General features: G+C 39.1%; 17 protein-coding genes. 6 read left to right on the forward strand and 11 right to left on the reverse strand.

Going from position 1 to position 19888, the window contains the following annotated elements; translation table 11 throughout:
- The 4 genes from VIH09_RS08005 to VIH09_RS08020 all read left to right on the forward strand — a co-directional run.
- Positions 1-170 (forward strand): MnmC family methyltransferase (locus VIH09_RS08005; protein WP_331579743.1); only part of this gene is annotated, 170 nt, incomplete at its 5' end.
- A gap of 154 nt (positions 171-324) precedes the next feature.
- A complete protein-coding gene (locus VIH09_RS08010) occupies positions 325-522 on the forward strand; it encodes a hypothetical protein (RefSeq protein ID WP_331579685.1) in 198 nt (65 codons plus the stop codon).
- Positions 523-759: 237 nt separating this feature from the next.
- Positions 760-957, forward strand: a complete 198-nt coding sequence (locus VIH09_RS08015; RefSeq protein WP_331579687.1) for a hypothetical protein — start codon at positions 760-762, stop codon at positions 955-957.
- A gap of 202 nt (positions 958-1159) precedes the next feature.
- Positions 1160-1357, forward strand: a complete 198-nt coding sequence (locus VIH09_RS08020) for a hypothetical protein (RefSeq protein WP_331579689.1) — start codon at positions 1160-1162, stop codon at positions 1355-1357.
- Between the two features lie 21 nt (positions 1358-1378).
- Here VIH09_RS08020 and VIH09_RS08025 read toward each other — a convergent pair whose 3' ends face one another.
- The gene (locus tag VIH09_RS08025) at positions 1379-2320 is read right to left on the reverse strand and encodes a LysR substrate-binding domain-containing protein (RefSeq protein ID WP_331579691.1); all 942 of its coding nucleotides are present in this window, start codon (positions 2318-2320) and stop codon (positions 1379-1381) included.
- Between the two features lie 649 nt (positions 2321-2969).
- Between VIH09_RS08025 and VIH09_RS08030 the strand changes: the two genes are divergently transcribed.
- Positions 2970-4628 (forward strand): SulP family inorganic anion transporter, encoded by a 1659-nt coding sequence (locus tag VIH09_RS08030; RefSeq protein ID WP_331579693.1) that lies wholly within the window; start codon positions 2970-2972, stop codon positions 4626-4628.
- Between the two features lie 94 nt (positions 4629-4722).
- The gene (can, locus tag VIH09_RS08035) at positions 4723-5358 is read left to right on the forward strand and encodes a carbonate dehydratase (RefSeq protein WP_331579695.1); all 636 of its coding nucleotides are present in this window, start codon (positions 4723-4725) and stop codon (positions 5356-5358) included.
- A 33-nt stretch (positions 5359-5391) separates the two neighbouring features.
- On the opposite strand, the gene VIH09_RS08040 is transcribed toward can, so the two are convergent.
- From VIH09_RS08040 to VIH09_RS08085, 10 genes are all read right to left on the reverse strand, one after another.
- Positions 5392-6591 (reverse strand): LETM1-related biofilm-associated protein, encoded by a 1200-nt coding sequence (locus tag VIH09_RS08040; RefSeq protein WP_331579697.1) that lies wholly within the window; start codon positions 6589-6591, stop codon positions 5392-5394.
- Positions 6592-6699: 108 nt separating this feature from the next.
- Positions 6700-7227: a superoxide dismutase family protein gene (locus tag VIH09_RS08045; protein ID WP_331579699.1), complete on the reverse strand. Its 528-nt coding sequence runs from the start codon at positions 7225-7227 to the stop codon at positions 6700-6702.
- A 129-nt stretch (positions 7228-7356) separates the two neighbouring features.
- Entirely contained in the window at positions 7357-9162 is a 1806-nt protein-coding gene (locus tag VIH09_RS08050) for an acyl-CoA dehydrogenase family protein (RefSeq protein WP_331579701.1), read from the reverse strand.
- A 63-nt stretch (positions 9163-9225) separates the two neighbouring features.
- Positions 9226-10407 carry an acetyl-CoA C-acyltransferase gene (locus tag VIH09_RS08055; RefSeq protein ID WP_331579703.1) on the reverse strand — a complete coding sequence of 394 codons (1182 nt, stop codon included), beginning with the start codon at positions 10405-10407 and terminating at the stop codon, positions 9226-9228.
- Positions 10408-10502: 95 nt separating this feature from the next.
- Positions 10503-12893, reverse strand: coding sequence for a 3-hydroxyacyl-CoA dehydrogenase/enoyl-CoA hydratase family protein (locus tag VIH09_RS08060; protein WP_331579706.1), 2391 nt, complete (start codon positions 12891-12893; stop codon positions 10503-10505).
- Positions 12894-12958: 65 nt separating this feature from the next.
- Positions 12959-13432: a MarR family winged helix-turn-helix transcriptional regulator gene (locus tag VIH09_RS08065; RefSeq protein ID WP_331579708.1), complete on the reverse strand. Its 474-nt coding sequence runs from the start codon at positions 13430-13432 to the stop codon at positions 12959-12961.
- Between the two features lie 141 nt (positions 13433-13573).
- Positions 13574-13951: a hypothetical protein gene (locus VIH09_RS08070; RefSeq protein WP_331579710.1), complete on the reverse strand. Its 378-nt coding sequence runs from the start codon at positions 13949-13951 to the stop codon at positions 13574-13576.
- A 361-nt stretch (positions 13952-14312) separates the two neighbouring features.
- Positions 14313-15365, reverse strand: a complete 1053-nt coding sequence (locus VIH09_RS08075) for a proline iminopeptidase-family hydrolase (protein ID WP_331579712.1) — start codon at positions 15363-15365, stop codon at positions 14313-14315.
- A 23-nt stretch (positions 15366-15388) separates the two neighbouring features.
- Positions 15389-17164 carry a long-chain fatty acid--CoA ligase gene (locus tag VIH09_RS08080; protein ID WP_331579715.1) on the reverse strand — a complete coding sequence of 592 codons (1776 nt, stop codon included), beginning with the start codon at positions 17162-17164 and terminating at the stop codon, positions 15389-15391.
- Between the two features lie 308 nt (positions 17165-17472).
- Positions 17473-19755: a GH92 family glycosyl hydrolase gene (locus VIH09_RS08085; RefSeq protein WP_331579717.1), complete on the reverse strand. Its 2283-nt coding sequence runs from the start codon at positions 19753-19755 to the stop codon at positions 17473-17475.
- Positions 19756-19888 lie beyond the last annotated feature (133 nt).

Raw genomic sequence — 19888 nt, forward strand, 5'->3', positions numbered from 1 at the left:
CAGCCATTTTTAAAAAAATGTATGACGCCCTTAAAAACAATGGGGTATTGGTTACCTATGCCGCTCGTGGCGTAGTAAAAAGGAGCATGATTGAAGTTGGATTTACCGTAGAGAAATTGGAAGGCCCTCCAGGAAAAAGAGAAATGTTTCGTGCGAGAAAATCCCAATAAATGTTTATTTTGCAGTTAAAATTTTGACAAAAAATAATTGTGGGAGATGAAATAATAATAAATATTATACGTTAAATTAATAGATGGTAACTATAATAAATGTATTTTTACTGAAAGTTAGAATAATAATTTAACCTTAAAACCATAATTTATTATGTCGAAAATCATGTTTGATTACACAAAATCAATACTGGAAAGAGTAAGTTTCGATCCGATACTTTTTTGTAAGGAGTTAGAAAAAGCCATCAAATCATTACTGCCTTATGAAATGGAACAGCTGCGAGAATGGTTATTTAATTTTATAATTGAAAAACCGGAACTAAAACAATGTTTACTGATCGTAAACCCGTAAATAGAAAAAGGAACCCCTAAAAAGGTTCCTTTTTTATTTCTACTCCCCATGTTTTTTGATTTCGTCAACTGCTGATTTCCTTTCAAATGACTTGTAAGATTTTTAATAAGATAAACTGAAAAACAAGCGCATTGACGTCGTTTTACGCATTTAGTCGGATATTTTGGTGGAAACAAGAGCATAAATCTTTATATTTATACTGTGTTTTATTAAGATAACTTTTTAAACCGTATTGCTATGTCCAGAATGATTTATGATTACACCAAGGAGGTACTCGAAAGGGTAAGTTTTGACCCAAAGCTTTTTATTAAGGAACTAAAAAAGGCAATTAAAACTTTATTGCCGTATGAAATTGAGCATTTGAGAAAATGGCTTTTGTATTATACCGATGAAAAACCGGAATTGAAAAAATGTTTGTTTGTCATCAATGAATAAAAAAAGGAATCCTTTACGGGTTCCTTTTTTATTTTTTTGTATGAAGCGATAAAAAGCTTCACAAAACAAATGAATTAAGTAATAGGGTCGGTGATAAGACTACGATACTTATAACACTTTGGCCCAGCTTTTGCAACAGAGGGAATAGAGGGCTTGTTATGTTCAACGATAATTAGGCCCATAACTATTAAAAATAATTGTTATGTCCAGATTGATTTATTTCTATACAAAGGATTCTCTTGAGAGAGTCAGCTTTAATCCTGACTTATTCAGTAAAGAACTAAATAAAGCAATAAGAAACTTATTGCCTTATGAAATGGAGCATCTAAAAAACTGGCTGAAGTTTTATACTGACAACAAGCCCGAATTAAAGAAATGCGTTTCGGTAGTCTGTGACTAAACAGCTACTGGGTAGTTGTGTCTATTTCTTTTGAATTGGGCTTACTATTTGTACATTTTGAAAAACGATTGCCCCTTTTATAACTCCTGCTATCGTACTTCTAAGTGCGTCGATTATCTGGATTTTCAATTCACTCTTAGGAAATATTAAACTCACCTCTCGGGCAGGTTTAGGTTCCTTAAAATGACGTAATTTTCTTTTGTCTGGTTCTTTCAAATCCAATGTGTGCAAGTAAGGCAGAAGAGTTGTGCCTAATCCTTCGTCGGCCAGTTTAATCAAAGTTTCGAAGCTCCCGCTTTCTATTTGGAAATGATTGAATTCATTTTTCGGGTTGTTTTTACACAAATTCAATATTCCGTCTCGAAAACAATGTCCGTCCTGCAGCAATAGGATTTCGTCCAAATTTAAATCGGAAACTTCAATTTCTTCTTTTTGAAAATCCCTGTGACTTTCGGGGATATAAGCGACAAAGGGTTCAAAATATAAAACAATTTCTTTGATTTTTTCTTCCATCAACGGGGTTGCCGCTATCGCCGCATCGAGATGACCATTGTTCAGTCTCGTGATTATTTCCTCGGTATTAAGCTCCTCGATGATGAGTTTTACCTTAGGATATTTTTTGATGAAATTATTTAAAAACATCGGAAGCAAAGTAGGCATAATCGTAGGTATGATCCCTAATCTGAATTCCCCTCCAATGAAGCCTTTTTGTTGCTCCACGATATCTTGCATCCTGTCCGCTTCATTGACGATGTTCTTCGCCTGATTGACTATTTTTTGTCCAATATCGGTCAGTTGGATTGGTTTTTTGGATCGGTCAAATATCAAGATGCTTAATTCCTCTTCTATTTTCTGTATCTGCATGCTCAACGTAGGTTGAGTGACGAAACATTTTTCGGCCGCCAAAGTGAAGTTTTTATGTTCTGCAACCGCCAGGACGTATTTTAATTGAGTGATTGTCATGTATAGTATTTTATGATGCAAATATAAAAACAATCAATTTAGTTTATAGTGTAATTTCCCGTTTTATTGGGTGATTTTGTTAAAAACACAAAACATGAAAACAAACATTTTAGGTTTAGCAGCATCGCTTGAAGAATAATTCAAGGGGAATCAGGATACATACATGAAAACAAAAATACTCCTAGACCGCTATTTTGGTATTTTTTATGAATGTTAAAATTTTATAAAATTTTTAAGCATACTTTTCAATTAGCAAAGTTAAATCATACTTTTGCCACAATGAAATTAATAGCTCGCATATTTTTATTCTTATTTATAGCTTTTCTAGCTACGCCAGCTGTTGTGACAATGGTCAAGAAGTCATGCAATATCTCGATGTTTTTTAGTTTATCTGAAGAAGAGCACGTGCAAAAGGAAATCAAAGTTTTTACTTACCATGACCAAATTCAAGTAGGATTCCTATTTGGTAAATACAATAGATCAAGTCTTATACTTTCAGAAAACTTGTCTAAACACGACAGGATTACAGCTTCCATATTTTCCCCTCCGCCAGACTTGGCATAATACATCTTTTTATTTTTTAGAATTAAACAACTGTCTGCATTTCGTTAATGCAGAAAGGCTTCACGTATAAAATTATTATTGTATTATGACAAAGAAAATTAATCTTTTTGCTAACCTTAAATCAGATTTTGCTTCCGGTTTAGTGGTTTTTTTGGTGGCGCTACCTTTGTGTTTAGGAATCGCTATGGCTTCAGGAGCGCCTCTGTTTTCAGGAATTATTTCAGGAATTATTGGCGGAATTGTAGTGGGTTATTTAAGTAAATCGCATCTCAGTGTTTCGGGACCGGCTGCCGGTTTAACGGCAATTATATTAACGGCGATCACTGATTTCGGTGCTTTTGATATCTTTTTAACGGCGGTGCTTATTGCGGGGTTTATTCAGCTTGCTTTGGGATTTATCAAAGCGGGGAGTATTTCAAATTATTTCCCAACTAATGTGATTGAGGGAATGCTTGCCGGTATTGGAATTATCATTATTCTAAAACAATTACCGCATGCTTTTGGTTATGATTCCGATTATGAAGGGGATCAATCTTTTATACAAAGTAATGGAGACAATTCTTTCTCTTCTTTGTTAGAAGTGTTTAATCACGTTCAACCAGGCGCCATCGTAATAACTGTAATTTCATTAATCATACTTATTTCATGGGATAAAGTGCCTTTCTTAAAGAAATTGAAATTAATTCCAGGCGCGCTGATTGCAGTTGTTTCGGGAATCATTTTAAATGAGATTTTTATTGGCATGGGAAGTTCACTGGCCATATCAAGCGAGCATCTTGTTTCGTTACCGGTGCCAACTTCTTTTGATGAGCTCAAGGCTATCGTTGTTACTCCTAACTTTTCAGGATTTACAAATCCCAAAGTATGGGTTGTAGGTTTAACGATTGCCATAGTCGCTTCCATTGAAACTTTATTGTGTATTGAAGCTTCTGATAGGATGGACGTTCAAAAAAGATATACGGATACTAATGTTGAGCTTAAAGCGCAGGGTATCGGAAATATATTTAGTGCATTAATCGGAGGATTGCCTATGACTTCAGTAGTGGTGCGTTCTTCCGCAAATAATAATGCAGGAGCAAAATCTAAGATGTCCACTATTATTCATGGTTCACTGTTGTTAATCAGTGTGCTTGCAATACCTGTTATTCTAAACAAAATTCCATTGGCGACCTTAGCGACCATTTTGATTTTAGTGGGTTATAAGTTGGCTAAACCTGCAACGTTTAAACATTTTTGGGAAAAAGGAAAATACCAGTTTGTCCCCTTTGTCGCTACCTTGGTAGCCGTGGTAACAACCGATTTGCTAAAAGGAGTGATGCTGGGTATTTTAATCAGTATTATTTTTATCCTAAAAGGTAATTTGAAAAGAGCCTATAATTTTAAAAAGGAAGAATATGTAGACGGCGACATTATTCATATTGATTTAGCCCAAGAAGTCTCTTTCTTAAATAAAGCGGCTATTAAAAGTACCTTAAATGACATTCCTGAGAATTCTAAAGTAATCATAAATGCTCATGATACCGTTTACATAGCTCATGATATTTTAGATTTGATAAGGGAATTTAAAGAAACAAGGGCGATTGACGAAAACATCAAGGTAAAACTCAAAGGGTTTAAAAAGGCCTATGATCTTGTTAATAGTCCCGATATTGCAAACCATGTTTCTTTTGAGCACTATTACGATGTTGCAAAAAGAATGATGGTTAAGAAAGAAGTAGTAAAAGAAGTTTTCAACGATCAATAAAAAAGAGTGGTCATGTAATTTTAAGCTTAAAAAACATTTTCTTTACAATGTTTTTAAGTTTAAAGCAGACTTAAATATTTAAAACAATAGAAAAATGAGCGATTTTTATAAAAAAATATTAGATAATAACAAGGTTTGGGTGGAGAGAGCTTTAGCAAAAGACCCTAATTATTTTGCGGACTTGGCCAAAGGTCAAACACCACCATTATTATGGATAGGATGTTCTGATAGTCGTGTTCCTGCAAATGAAATCATTGGCGCTAAGCCAGGAGAAGTTTTTGTTCATAGAAATATTGCAAACATGGTGGTGCACTCTGATATGAATATGCTAAGCGTATTAGATTATGCCGTCAATGTTCTGAAGGTTAAACATGTCATAGTATGTGGTCATTATGGTTGTGGTGGTGTAAAAGCCGCAATGGGCAACCAATCTATTGGGATTATTGATAACTGGATTCGTCATATTAAGGATGTTTATCGCTTACATAATGTCTATTTGGATTCGATTGAAGATGAAACCGAGCGTTTTAACACTTTTGTTGAAATCAACACTAAAGAGCAGGTCTTTGATTTATCAAAAACATCAATCGTGCAAGCAGCTTGGAAAAACGGCCAAGATTTGAGTATTCACGGCTGGGTTTATGGATTGAATTCAGGGTTTGTCACTGATTTAAAAGTAAATATTAGTTCCAATAAAGATTTGGATGAAGTATTTCAATTAAAATTTTAAAAATAAAAAATCCGCTGAAAAGCGGATTTTTTTTTACTCTGTATCAAGGTTCTCATTAAAGGCAGTGGGCAATAGTTTGGGTATAAATTTGATTAATATCGGTAGCAAAAGGCTGCCTCCAGGCAATAAAAATATGGTTAATGAGGGAACGGTTTTGCAAATATCCAACAACTGTTTTTTTACTTTTTTCTTTTCTCTTGCGTCCAAATCGCGGCGTGTGGAAATGGCCAGTAAAATCATCAATTCTTTACTTTGGATGATTTCCTTAACCAATCGGTTTTTGTTGCGTCTTATTAGCGTGATGACGCTTTGTGTTGTTTGATCGTAGAAATGCTTAACGGGATTGGAGTAATTAAAGTAGGGTATCTCTTTTTTATGCTTCGTTATAAATTCATCCGTGCTCTCTATGCTCTTTGATACGAAATCATCAGGAACTGAAATTAGTTCAGCCAATTTGTGCAAAAAATAAACTTCTTCATTTTCAATTTTTCCATCACTCCACAACGCCATTCCCGCCATGTCTATCAAATAAAACTTTTCCAATTCTGAAGTGAAATAGCTCAAATCGAGTTCCTCCAAGTTCTGGCTGTTTATTCTTGAAAATTTGCTGTAGCGAACCGATGCTTCGAAAAGCTTAATCAAAAGCTCATCGTAATTGGATTTATTTGTTTTGGTTTTCAAAGCGAGGGAAACAATGCTGATGACGGCTTCCTCGATTTTTTTTAAGTATTTTTCGGGGATAGCCCCATGCATCAAATATTGACGAAATGCCAAAACGTCAATAAAAAGTAATGCGTTGGTTACAATATGAGAAAAGTTTTTGCTGATTATATCGATATTGGTTTGAACCCTTTCATCAATTATTTTTTCCAAATTCAGCGATGGGGAACCATTAGGGAGTACCTTTTTAAACAAATTAAATCCTTGTGGATTCATTTCCTCATAAAACCCCAGAGCTTTAGCTATGAAAGCCGCAGTATCAGTTTCCGCTGTTGTCAGGCTGTAGATGGCATATAGGGTATTTAGCAATGCGACTTTCGGAATCTCATTTTGAACCAAGCCTTTTGTTTCAATGGAGATTTTTGTTTCGAATGAAACAATATGACCGTATATAAAACCAGTTTTTCTGATGCTCTGATAAAACAATTCGGGACTCTCGTACACAGTTTGTTCCGCTAGTTTTTGTTTAAGAAAATACTTGTCTATCCAAGCTAATGCCGAAGGGTTAATCATTGCAAAGTATTAAGACCACAAAGCTAATTTTTTTTGTGGTTTTTGGGATTAAATTAAAATTAAATAACCATCTCATTTTGTTAATAAGATGGTTATTTATGAAATGTTTTATTTGATAATGGCAGAGCATGCCACACGAGCTCCTGCGTTACCGGAAGGTTGCGAAACGAAGTCGTCGGCACCTTGATGTACGATCAATCCTTTTCCCAAGATATCTTTTGTGGGATCACCGGAACCGATGCTCCATTCATCTGTTGTAAGACTAATCGTTGCATTACCGTTAGCGTCAGCGGTAAAATTACCTATATCCCCTTTATGGTATTCCCCAACGCCCCATTTGCCGTGCTTTTTGAAAGTAGGATTCCAATGCCCACCAGCCGAACTTCCGTCTGCGGCTGAACAATCTGATTTCTCATGAATGTGAATGGCGTGAACACCCGGTTGTAGTCCCGCTAATTTGGCCACAAAAGTTACATTTCCGTTTTTTTCAATGAAAGTGGCTGTACCGGAAACATGGCTATCGCTTTTCGGTTCAAAAAGGATGTTCAATTTTTTGGAATCTCCTGAACTACCGCTTGTTTTGCACCCAATAATTGCTGCCACTATTATTGCGATAGAAAGTATTATTTTTTTCATGATTGTAAAGTTTAGTTTTATTTGATAAAGTTACCTAAATATTTATAACCTAGAATCAAAAAACCGCAATGTTTTGCAACAATTACGGCTTCTTAACAAATAAATTCAACTAAAAATCATTCTCATTGCTTAAAAGCAATATTGGTTTTCCGCTACTAATTTTGAAGTGATAGTCTCTCTTAACGCAACAACATTTGGCATGTTGGTATATTTAGTGAAACGTCTCAATCCCATCAGCATCATTCGTTGTTCGTCACCTTGGGCAAAAGAGATAATACTTTCTTTTCCTTTTTGGGTCACGACATCAACCGCTTGGTACAAGTATAATTTTGCCATCGCGATTTGTTCCTGTATTTTGTCTTCGCCGTCTTTTTTGGCCATTTTTTCAGTTCTAAGAATAGTACTTTCTGCCATGTAGATTTCGATCAGAATATCAGAAGCCGCCATTAATAACTGTTGGTGTGCATCTAAGTCCGGTCCGTATTTTTGAACGGCACCACCGGCAACCATTAGGAATGCTTTTTTCAACTTGGAGATCATTTCCTTTTCCTCTGCAAATAATTCAGAATAGTCAGGAGCGTCAAAAGATGGTATTCCCATTAACTCTTCTTGCACTTTTGAAGCAGGTCCCAGTAAATCAACATGACCTTTCATTGCTTTTTTGATCAACATTCCTACTGAAAGCATTCTGTTGATTTCGTTAGTACCTTCGTAGATACGAGCGATACGGGCATCTCTCCAAGCGCTTTCCATAGGTGTGTCTTCAGAGAATCCCATTCCACCAAAGATTTGAATTCCTTCATCGGCACAATTTTGGACGTCTTCAGATACAGCCACTTTTAGGACAGAACACTCGATAGCATACTCTTCAACACCTTTCAATTCGGCGTCTTGATGTGTAGCACCTTCCGCTTCACGTGCAGAAATTCTATCTTCAATGTTTTTTGCTGCTCTATATGTAGCACTTTCACCAGCATAACAAGAAGTTGCCATTTCGGCTAATTTTGAACGAATCGCTCCAAATTGTGAAATTGCAGTATTAAACTGGATCCTTTCGTTCGCATATACAACCGCATTAGTAATCACCCGGCGTTGTGCGTCAAGACAGGCTGCAGCCAATTTGATACGACCAACATTCAAGGCATTCATCGCGATTTTGAAACCATTCCCTCTTTCAGAAAGCATGTTCTCAACAGGAACCTTAGTTTCGTTAAAGAAAACCTGACGGGTGGAAGAAGCACGAATTCCTAATTTGTGTTCTTCTTCTCCCATTGAAATCCCATTGTCTTTGGTGTTTTCAACGATAAAACCAGTGATGTTTTTATCATCCCCGATACGTGCGAAAACGATGAATACGCTGCAGAATCCTGCATTCGAAATCCACATTTTTTGACCTGTGATAGAATATGTTTTTCCGTCTTCAGACAAAACGGCTTTTGTTTTTCCTGAATTCGCATCTGATCCAGCGCCTGGTTCAGTAAGGCAGTATGCGCCAAACCATTCTCCGGAAGCTAATTTAGGTACGTATTTTTGTTTTTGTTCCTCGGTACCGTATAAGGTGATCGGCATTGTTCCAATTCCGGTATGTGCTCCAAAAGCAGTCGAGAATGACCCCGTAGCTCCCGAAATATAATCACAAACCAAAACGGTATTTACGAATCCCATCCCCATTCCGCCGTAAGCTTCAGGAACTGCAACGCTTAGGAAACCCAAGTCTCCCGCTTTACGCATCGTTTCTTCGGTCAGGGCGTAATCTTTCTTTTCAAAACGGTCTTTGTTAGGCCATAATTCTTTGTCTACAAACTCCTTTACGGAGTCACGCATCATTAATTGTTCTTCATTGAAATCTTCTGGTGTAAAGATATCTTCGCACTTGGTTTCTTTTACTAGAAACTGACCGCCACGGGTTACTTTTTTTTCAATTATATCTGCCATTTTTTTATTTTTTGATGTTGTTATTAATATCCTAAATCCTCATATGAGGCTGGAAAATTTATACTATAAAAGTTCGTAAATACCTGCTGAACCTTGACCTGTTCCCACACACATACTTACAATTCCGTATTTGCTTCCCCTGCGTTTCATCTCGTCGAATAGTTGAACAGACAATTTAGCTCCTGTACATCCCAATGGGTGGCCTAAAGCAATCGCCCCACCATTGACATTGATGATTTCAGGATTTAGGTTTAACTCGCGCGTAACTGCTAATGCTTGTGAGGCAAAAGCTTCGTTTAATTCAATTAAATCAATATCATTCAACGTTAATCCGGCTTGTTTCAATGCTTTTGGAATTGCTTTTACCGGTCCAATTCCCATGATTCTAGGTTCAACACCTGCAGAGGCGAAGTTTACCAATCTGGCGATAGGTTCAAGGTTCAGTTCTTTCACCATTTCTTCGCTCATTACAAGTACAAAAGCAGCGCCATCACTCATTTGTGAGGAGTTACCTGCTGTTACGCTTCCACCAGCCTCAAAAACGGGTCTTAAACCTGCCAAAGCCTCTTTGGAAGTTCCAGCTCTTGGTCCTTCGTCTTTGTTTACTACATAAGACTTGGTTTCTTTTTTACCGTTTTCGTTGATAAACGTTTGCTCAATAGTTATTGGAACAATCTGTTTGTCAAATTTACCTTCCGCTTGCGCTTTCAAGGCTTTCATATGAGAGTTGTAAGCAAACTCATCTTGATCTTCTCTAGATACTTTAAATTGCTGTGCTACTGCTTCGGCTGTTAAACCCATTCCCCAGTAGTAGTCTTCGTTTCCAGCTTTTGCAACAGCATAATCCGGAGTTGGTTTGTAACCTCCCATCGGGATGAAACTCATGCTTTCAGCACCACCGGCGATGATACAATGCGCCATTCCTGACTGGATTTTGGCTGTGGCCATCCCAATTGTTTCCAATCCAGAAGCACAGTAACGATTTACTGTTACACCAGGAACGTCTTCTATTTTCAATCCCATTAGGGAAATCAAACGTCCTATGTTCAATCCTTGTTCCGCTTCCGGCATGGCATTTCCTACCATAACGTCGTCGATACGAGTCTTGTCAAAATCAGGCAACTCATTCATCATAAATTCGATGGTTTCTGCTGCCAATTCATCAGGTCTTTTAAATCTGAACACTCCTTTTGGGGCTTTCCCAACGGCTGTTCTGTATGCTTTTACTATATAGGCTGTTTTCATAATGTTATTTTGAATTTTGAATTATAAATTTTAAATTATTGGTTGACATAAATATTTCGAGACATTTAAAATTCAACATTTATAATTTAAAATAATTAATTACGTAAAGGTTTCCCTTTGGTTAACATAAACTGGATTCTTTCCAATGTTTTTCTTTCCGTACAAAGTGATAAGAAAGCCTCACGTTCCAGATCCAATAGATATTGTTCGCTTACCAATGTCGGTTCAGACAAATCACCACCGGCCATTACGTAAGCCAGTTTGTTTGCGATTTTCTTGTCGTGTTCCGATATGTATTTTCCGGCTTCCATTTGGTCAGTTCCCACAAGGAACATTCCCAATGCTTGTTTTCCTAATACCTTAACATCCGTTCTGTGAATAGGTTGCGTGTAACCCGCTTCTGCCATAATCAACGCATGTTTTTTTGCTTCCGCAATCTGACGGTCTTTGTTCACCACGATAATGTCTTTTCCCTTTTGCAAAAGTCCGGTATCAAAAGCTTCGTATCCTGAAGTGGACACTTTGGCCATAGCGATAGTCAAGAAATATTCTTGCAGCACATTCAGCTCCACATCATTTTTGTGGAATAAATCCGAAGCGCGCAATGCCATTTCTTTAGATCCACCACCACCTGGAATTACTCCAACTCCAAATTCAACCAATCCCATGTAGGTTTCAGCTGCAGCGACTACTTTATCGGCATGCAAGCTCATCTCGCAACCACCACCAAAAGTCATTCCGTGAGGCGCAACCACTACAGGAATTCCTGAGTAACGCACGCGCATCATAGTATCTTGGAAAGTTTTGATAGCCATGTTCAGCTCATCGTATTCCTGCTCAACAGCCATCATGAAGATCATTCCGATATTGGCACCAACAGAGAAATTCGCTGCTTGATTTCCGATAACCAGACCTTGATATTCATTTTCAGCCAAGTCGATTCCTTTATTGATAGCTTGTAAAACATCGCCACCAATGGTATTCATTTTAGATTGGAATTCTAAATTCAAGATTCCGTCTCCTAAGTCTTCTATTATAGCACCGCTATTGCTCCATACTTTTTTGCTTTCGCGAATGTTGTTCAAGATGATAAACGAATCTTGACCAGGAACCTTAGTTTGTAATTTTGTAGGGATATTGTAGAAATAGGTAGCGCCTTCCTTTACGGAATAGAAACTTTTGCTTCCGGCAGCTAGCATATCGTTTACCCAAGCAGCGGGAGCAAGTCCTTCGGCTTTCATGATTTCAATTCCTTTTTCGGCACCTATAGCGTCCCAAATTTCGAATGGACCATTTTCCCAACCGAAACCTGCTTTCATGGCATCATCTATTTTGTATAGTTCATCCGAGATTTCAGGAATTCTGTTTGAAACGTAAGCAAACATACCAGCAAAGCTTTTGCGGTAAAATTCACCTGCCTTGTCTTTTCCTTTTACAAGGACTTTAAAACGGTCAATTGGTTTGTCTATAGTTTTTGTCAATTCTAAAGTCGCAAAAGAAGCTCTTTTAGCGGCTCTGTATTCCAAAGTGTCCAGATCCAAAGTAAGAATCTCTTTTCCTTCTTTTTTATAGAAACCCTGTCCAGTTTTACTACCAAACCATTTGTTTTCGACCATTTTATTGACGAAATCCGGCAGTTTGAACAATTCGTGTTGCTCGTCGTTAGGACAGTTTTCGTAGATTCCGTTGGCAACGTGCACCAAAGTATCTAATCCGACAACGTCAACCGTTCTGAATGTGGCCGACTTGGGTCTACCAATTACGGGTCCGGTCAATTTATCCACTTCTTCGATAGTCAAGCCCATTTCTTTTACCAAATGGAACAAGCTCTGGATTCCGTAAATACCAACGCGGTTTCCGATGAATGCTGGAGTGTCCTTGGCAACAACCGAAGTTTTACCTAAGAATTTCTCTCCGTATATAGTGAGGAAGTCCAAAACTTCTGTTGAAGTTTGTGGTCCAGGAATAATTTCAAATAATTTTAAGTAACGTGCAGGGTTAAAAAAGTGGGTTCCACAGAAGTGTTTCTGGAAATCGTCGCTTCTTCCTTCACTCATAAAGTGAATTGGAATCCCCGATGTGTTTGAAGTAACCAAAGTGCCCGGTTTTCTGAATTTTTCGATTTGTTCGAAAACCAATTTTTTGATGTCCAGACGCTCCACGACCACCTCGATAATCCAGTCCACATTGGCAATTTTCGCCATGTCATCAGTTGTGTTTCCGGTGGTGATTCGATTGGCAAATTTCTGACTGTAAATAGGGGAGGGCTTCGATTTCAAGGAGTTCGCCAAATGCTCGTTTACCAATCGGTTTCTAACAATTTTACTTTCTAGAGTCAGACCTTTTTTAGCTTCGGCATCAGTAAGTTCTCTTGGGACAATGTCCAAAAGTAAAACTTCAACTCCAATGTTGGCAAAATGGCAAGCAATTCCCGAACCCATAATTCCGGATCCTATCACTGCAACTTTTTTAATTGTGCGTTTCATACGTAGTTTTTATTTATTTTTTATTAGATCCCAATAGTTATCGGGAGGTTATGACATTCTTAACTTTACAGACTGATGGCGTTATCGTTTTCTGACTTTTCGGTTTGAGTAAATATGTTTTTCTCTTGAATCAATTCGTTGATCGTTTCCGCCACCTCAATGAAATGTTGGAGTTTTTCATCGGAAACATGTTGTTTCACGGTTTCGTTGAACTTTAAAACGGTGGTCTTGGACAGCTCCCTTTTTTCTTTGCCAAACTCGGTCAGGTAAATCAAAACACCGCGGCCATCCTCTGGGTTTTTCTTCCTGACGATCAATCCCTTGTCTTCCATGGATTTCAAGGTTCTGGTCAAGCTGGTGGCTTCCATACCCATCTTTGGGCCCAAAGCCGTTGATGGAGTTCCTCCCTCCTTGTCAATGCTCAGTAAAGCAAAACCCGTAGCCATGCTGGCATCGTATTTTGAAGCTTCTTCGTTGTACATTCTTGCAACCGCTTGCCAGGTTGCTCTCAGGATGTAATCAATAGTTTTATCTTTCATATTTTTCGCAATCGATTTCAAATATAATAAAAAATACTATGCATGCATAATAAAATTAAATTATTTTTTTGTTAAAAATTTGGGGATACAAAAAAACTCCTCATAAACCGAGGAGCTTTTGCTATAAATTGGCATTATTGTTTATTTCATCTTGCCATTGACAAAGGCAACGGTGGTTCCTACGCAGGCGGCCAATATTGTCGAAAGAACGACATCAATCGCCATGTTTTCAATGTTCAAAGTCATGGTTGCATACATAAAAAAGTTCATCGACAGACTGGTGAACAATCCTATTATTCCACCGGTGGTCAATCCTTTGGTCAGGTTTGTGATTCCCGCCCAGCGTGTAAAGATATAAGACACAAACAAGCCAAAAGTCATGCATCCCAAAAATATGAGGACAAGGTTCATGTTTTCGCCCTGCGGATATAGGTCTTTAAAAAGGACGCCGTACAGAAGCCAGCCCAAAAGAAAGTCTACTAGACCGCCCGCAATACCTGAAACTAAAAAATTTTTCATCTTCATGATTTTTTGATTTTATTGGTTAATCTCAATAAAGGTATTAAAAAAATAACAAAGTAAGATTTAAAGTGTTAAATAACAGTTGAATAATAGACAATCGCTGATGTAAACGACTATGATGCCGTTTTTTTGGCGTAACCTTCCGTGAAACTGCAGGTCGGGCTGTCCGCTATATCTTTTATTCCGCCAGGGCTCCAAAAGGATGCCGCTTCCATCCCTCACGCAATTGTAAGACCTAAATGCAATTCGCTCAGCAATCGGATTGCTTATATTGTTTAATTGGAACGGGAAAGAGTTTTAAAACAAAAAACCACGAAGAGCTATTCGTGGTTTTTTGTAAATTATATATGTATTGTTTTTAAGACTTCTTAAATTCCCCACTGTCCACGTCTTTCAGGAACTTGATTACGCCCGGAAAATAGGTTTTGGGATCGTCGTATTGCGAAAGGTGGCTTCCGTTAGGGCAAAACAAGAAACGTCCGTTTTGCACTTCGTTGGCGATCCATTTCATGTGATCGGGATCCATGGTGTCGTATTTAGAACCTATCGATAGGGTAGGGACGGTGAGGGTTTTGAGTCGGTCTTTGACGTCCCAGTTTTTTAGCGAAGCGTTTCCGGTGATGCCAAATTCGGAGTGTCCCTGCATAAAAACGTACACGTCGGGATTGATGTGCTTGAAACATCTGTTGATGGATTCAGGCCATTGGTCCAGCGGCATTCTCAAAATGTGTTCCGTGTAGTAGTACTTGAACAGCAGTTCGCTGTATTTTGGATTGTCAAAATCGTTGTTGTTCTCGATGTCCTGCAGTTGCTTCAGGATTTTGGGGTCCATTTGTGGCGCCAAGACTTCTTTCGCGTAAGCGTTGTACTCGGGAATGCTCGCCATCATATTGGATATGATCAGGCCTTTGAGGTTCTTTTGGTACTTCAGGGCGTATTCCATCGCAAGGATTCCGCCCCAGGATTGTCCCATAACATAAAAGTTGGAACTGTCCAATCCCAAAGCGATGCGCACTTGCTCGACTTCCTCTACAAAGCGTTCGTTGGTCCACAGGCTCGTGTCTTGCGGTTGGTCGCTGTAGTAGGAGCCCAGCTGGTCGTAGTAAATATATTCTATGCTTTCGTTGGGGAAATAGCCGTCAAAACACTCGTATAACTCATGTGTCAATCCGGGTCCGCCGTGAAGGAGCAGGACTTTTATCTTCGGGTTATTACCTACTGTTTTAGTCCAGACCTTAAAAGTGCCTTTTGGCGTTTTGATGGGGATCATTTTGATTCCGCCAGTCAGCTGATCATCGCGTTTTGAAAAATCCGGATAATTTGCCTTTATCGTATCTTCCTTCGGTTTTTCCTGACAACCGGAAAAAAAGAGCAAACTTATGACGGAACAAATCAGGACATTCAGTTTCATAACGAGAGTGATTTGATAATAGGCTAGTTATAGATTTTATGGAACAGATCGATGTATTTTTCCATCACAATTTTTCGTTTCAGTTTCAAGGTTGGAGTCAGTTGCCCGCCTTCGATTGACCAAACATCAGGTGTCAGTTCGAAACGTTTGATTTGTTCCCAATGACCGAATTTCACGTTCAGAAGGTCGATTTCTTCCTGAATGCGTGCGATTACTTTTTCGTTTGAAATGATTTCCTCATTACTCACGCCCACGTCAATGCCGTGAATTGTTCCCCATTCTCTCACGAAATCAAAATTGGGCTGAATGAATGCAGCTGGCATTTTTTCTCCATCGCCAATGACCATGATCTGGTCAATGAAACGGGATTGTTTCATCGTGTTTTCGATCAATTGTGGTGCGATGTATTTTCCTCCCGAAGTTTTGAACATTTCCTTTTTGCGGTCGGTGATTTTCAAGAAACCATCCTTGTCAAATATGCCTATGTCACCGGTGTGGAAGTAACCGTCTACGATCACTTCACTGGTTAATTTCTCGTCTTTGTAGTATCCCATCATAACGTTGGGGCCTTTGCATAGAATTTCGCCGTCGTCGGCTATTACCACTTCTACGCTGTCGATCACTTTACCTACTGTTCCTACCCTGAAACCATGGTTCCTCATGTCGTTCACTGATATTACAGGAGAAGTTTCGGTCAAACCGTAGCCTTCCATGACCGGGATTTCGGCAGCGGCAAAAATACGCGCCAGTCGCGGTTGCAATGCGGCACTTCCTGAAACCATCAAATCCAAGTTACCACCCAAACCTTCTTTCCATTTGCTGAAAATCAACTTCCGTGCTACTTTGAGTTGCAATTCATACCAAAAACCGTTTGCCCCATATGGTTCAAAACGCAAGCCGAGATCAACCGCCCAAAAGAACAAATTCTTTTTAACGCCTGTTAATTCGGCGCCTTTTGCATAAATCTTGTCATAGACCTTTTCAAGAAGTCTTGGAACGGCAGTTATTACTGTCGGTTTCACTTCTTTAAGATTGTCGCTGATTTTATCAATGGCTTCGCCAAAATAGACCGATACACCGTAATATTGGTATAGGTACAATATCATTCTTTCAAATATGTGGCAAATCGGCAGAAAACTCAAGGCCCTGCTGCTTCCCGCCTCAAAAGGAATTCTAGGGGCGCTGTTTAGCACATCAGAAACGATATTCTTGTGCGACAGCATCACTCCTTTAGGTTTTCCCGTTGTCCCCGAAGTGTAAATGATGGTGGCCAGCTCTTCCGGTTTAACGTTGTTTTTTCGTGCTTCAACCTCATTCTGGTTGCTCGTGTCAAGGCCAGCAATTAGTAATTCATTCCAGTTTTTGCAACCTTCAATATTGTTGAAAGAATACACTTCTTTAAGTTTTGGAACCTTATGTCGAATTAAGTTTACTTTCGCCAATACTTCAACATCAGAAACGAAACAATAGATTGCCTCGGAATGATTCAGGATGTATTCGTAATCATCCTCAGAAATAGTAGGGTATATGGGAATATTTTGGGCTCCAATTTGCAAAACACCAATGTCCATGATATTCCATTCCGTTCTATTATTCGTGGATATAATGGCAATTTTATCGTTTTTCTGAATGCCCATTCTCAAAAGCGCCCTCGAGATGGCATTGGCTTTGGCAATGTATTCTTGTGTTGAAGTCTTTACCCAAACCCCGTCTTGCTTAGTTACTAAGGCATCCGGTATGGAATTGTATTTATCTTGCTGATAATATGGAAAATCAAAGAGTCTGGTTATGGAAGTCATTAATCAAAAGGTTGAATTGACTCGCAAATTAAAAAAAAAATAGTGAAATTTTTTGTTTTTTAAAAAATAAATGAAAAATTTCGACCACATTGAGACAAAAGAACGCAATCGATTTCTTTTTTAGGTGTTTAAGTGGTTGATTATGCGATAACATGTGAATTAGTTGGCTAATTTGGCAATTCTTTTGCATAGCGACTATTCCCGGCCGGTGTTCGTTCTTCACAAATCATGCGACCGGGAAATGCCTTTCCATCCGGGTTCAATTGAACGACGGTTTGGCTAGTTTTGAGACGTATTATAGGGAGCAGCTATTTCTTTGGCTTTGGACCCATATAGAAAGTTAATGTGGATCCATCCGTGATCGCTTTATGATTCAGCACAAAATCAGTTATTGCTTTTCCGTCTAACATCACTTTCTGGACGTAAACGTTTTTAGCAGCTTGATTGATGACATGCACCTTAAATTGGTTTCCATTTTCTAATCTGAGCGTAGCGTCGCTAACCAAAGGCGATCCTATGGCGTATTCGTTTGAGCCTGGGGCCACAGGGTAAAACCCTAGAGAAGAGAAGATATACCAGGCGCTCATTTGGCCGCAATCATCGTTTCCTCCCAGTCCATCAGGAGTGGGTTTGTATTGCATATCGAGGATTTTCCGAACTTGTGCTTGCGTTTTCCAAGCTTGGTCTGCCCAATTGTAGAAATACGCGACATGATGCGCCGGCTCGTTGCCGTGCACGTAACCGCCAATGATGCCCTCGCGGGTGATGTCTTCCGTTTCGGCAAAGAAAGAATCGGGCAGATGCATGCTAAACAAGTTGTCCAGTCGCGCAGCAAACGATTTCTTACCGCCCATTTTCGCCATTAGAGCGGCAGGATCTTGCGGGACAAAAAAGCTGTAGTTCCAGCTATTTCCCTCTATGAAGCCCTGACCGTTGGTGCTTAACGGATCGAATTGTTTTTTGAAGCTTCCGTCGGCCATTTTCGGCTGCATGAAGCCTGTATTTTTGTTGAAGTTGTTTTGCCAATTACCGGAGCGCTCCATAAATTCATTGTATACATCAATTCGGTTTAGCTTTTTGGCGATCTGTGCGATGCACCAATCATCATAGGCATATTCGAGTATGTTTGAAACAGAAACTCCGCTTTTCTCGGCGGGAATGTATCCCAAATCCATATAGTAACCTATGCCTTCGTAATTGCGGTGTTTTGCCGTCGTGATGCATGCTTGCAAGGCCTCGTTTTCGTCACCATCATAAACGCCTTTTAGAATGGCATCCGCAATTACGGATACGCTGTGATAGCCACTCATGCACCAGTTATCGTTCGAATAATGAGACCAAATGGGCAACATCTGTAAAGCGCTCTGGTCGTAATGCGCCATAATCGATTTGACCATGTCATTATTGCGGGAAGGCTGTATGACGTTAAAAAAGGGGTGCAGTGCCCTAAAGGTATCCCACAAGGAAAAGGTGCTGTAATTGGTAAAACCATCCGCTTGGTGTGTTCCTTGATCGAGCCCCTTGTATTGTTCATTGGCATCAGTATATACCGTTGGGTTGATGAAGGTATGATACATGGCAGTGTAGAAATTGATTTTGGTAGCCTCTGGAGCAGAGATGACAATTTTATTCAATTCCTTGTTCCAAGTTGCCTGGGCTTGCTCTTTTACTTTTTCGAAATCCCAACCCTCGATTTCGCTTCGCATATTTTGTAGAGCATTTTCTTGACTGACTGAAGACAAAGCAAATTTGATTTTGATTTTTTCGGCCTCCTCAGTTTTAAAGTTAAAATACATTCTTATTTTTTTGCCTGCTATTTCCGGGAAGTTTTTGGATTGATCGAACTTTCCCCAAAAACCCCTGTAGGCCTGTTTGTTGTCGTAATTTTTTTGCCCGTACTCGGTAAAAGGTTTAGAAAACGACATCGCAAAATATACGGTTCGCGTTCTTGCCCAACCGTTGGTTTGGCGGTAACCCGTAATCAGAGTGTCGTTGACCACACGCACATAGGTCCACACATTTTTTTCGTCGTAATTGTAAATGCCGGCCATCAAATCCAGTATAATGTGACTTTCATCCGATTTCGGGAAAGTGTATTGATGCATTCCCACTCTGGTGGTAGCGGTCATTTCTGCCACAATATTTTCATCGTCCAATTTTACTTTATAATAGCCCGCCTCCGCCACTTCGTTCGTATGGGAATAAGCTGAGCGGTAGCCACTTTTGGGATTGGAAGCGGTTCCCGGGTTCAACTGTAATTTCCCTTGGGTTGGCATTATTAAAAAATCCCCAAGATCTGAATGTCCGGTTCCGCTTAAATGGGTATGGCTAAAACCGACAATAGTTTTGTCCTCGTACTTGTAACCTGCACAATATTTGTACACCTCTCCATTGTATTTGCCGTTTACTTCGTAGGAGATGGTGTCTGTTTCCGGGCTTAATTGTACCGCTCCAAAAGGAACCGTGGCACCAGGATAGGTATGTCCCATTTTCTCGGTACCTATAATTGGTTTTACGTATTGAACTAAACTTTGTTGCGCGTGGCTGATATAAGAAATCAATAATAAGGAAAAAAGGAAAGTCTTTTTCATAGTAAGGTATCTTGGGTAGATTTGCTACTATCTGTTGCAAATGTATGATTGTCACCAAAACTAGCGATTCCTATTTTTTTGAGCAAATATTCGCTGCAAAAAAACCTCGCCAAAGAAGATTTGTAACATTTAA

This window comes from Flavobacterium sp. (assembly GCF_036515215.1).
In the GTDB taxonomy this organism is placed as follows: Bacteria; Bacteroidota; Bacteroidia; order Flavobacteriales; family Flavobacteriaceae; genus Flavobacterium.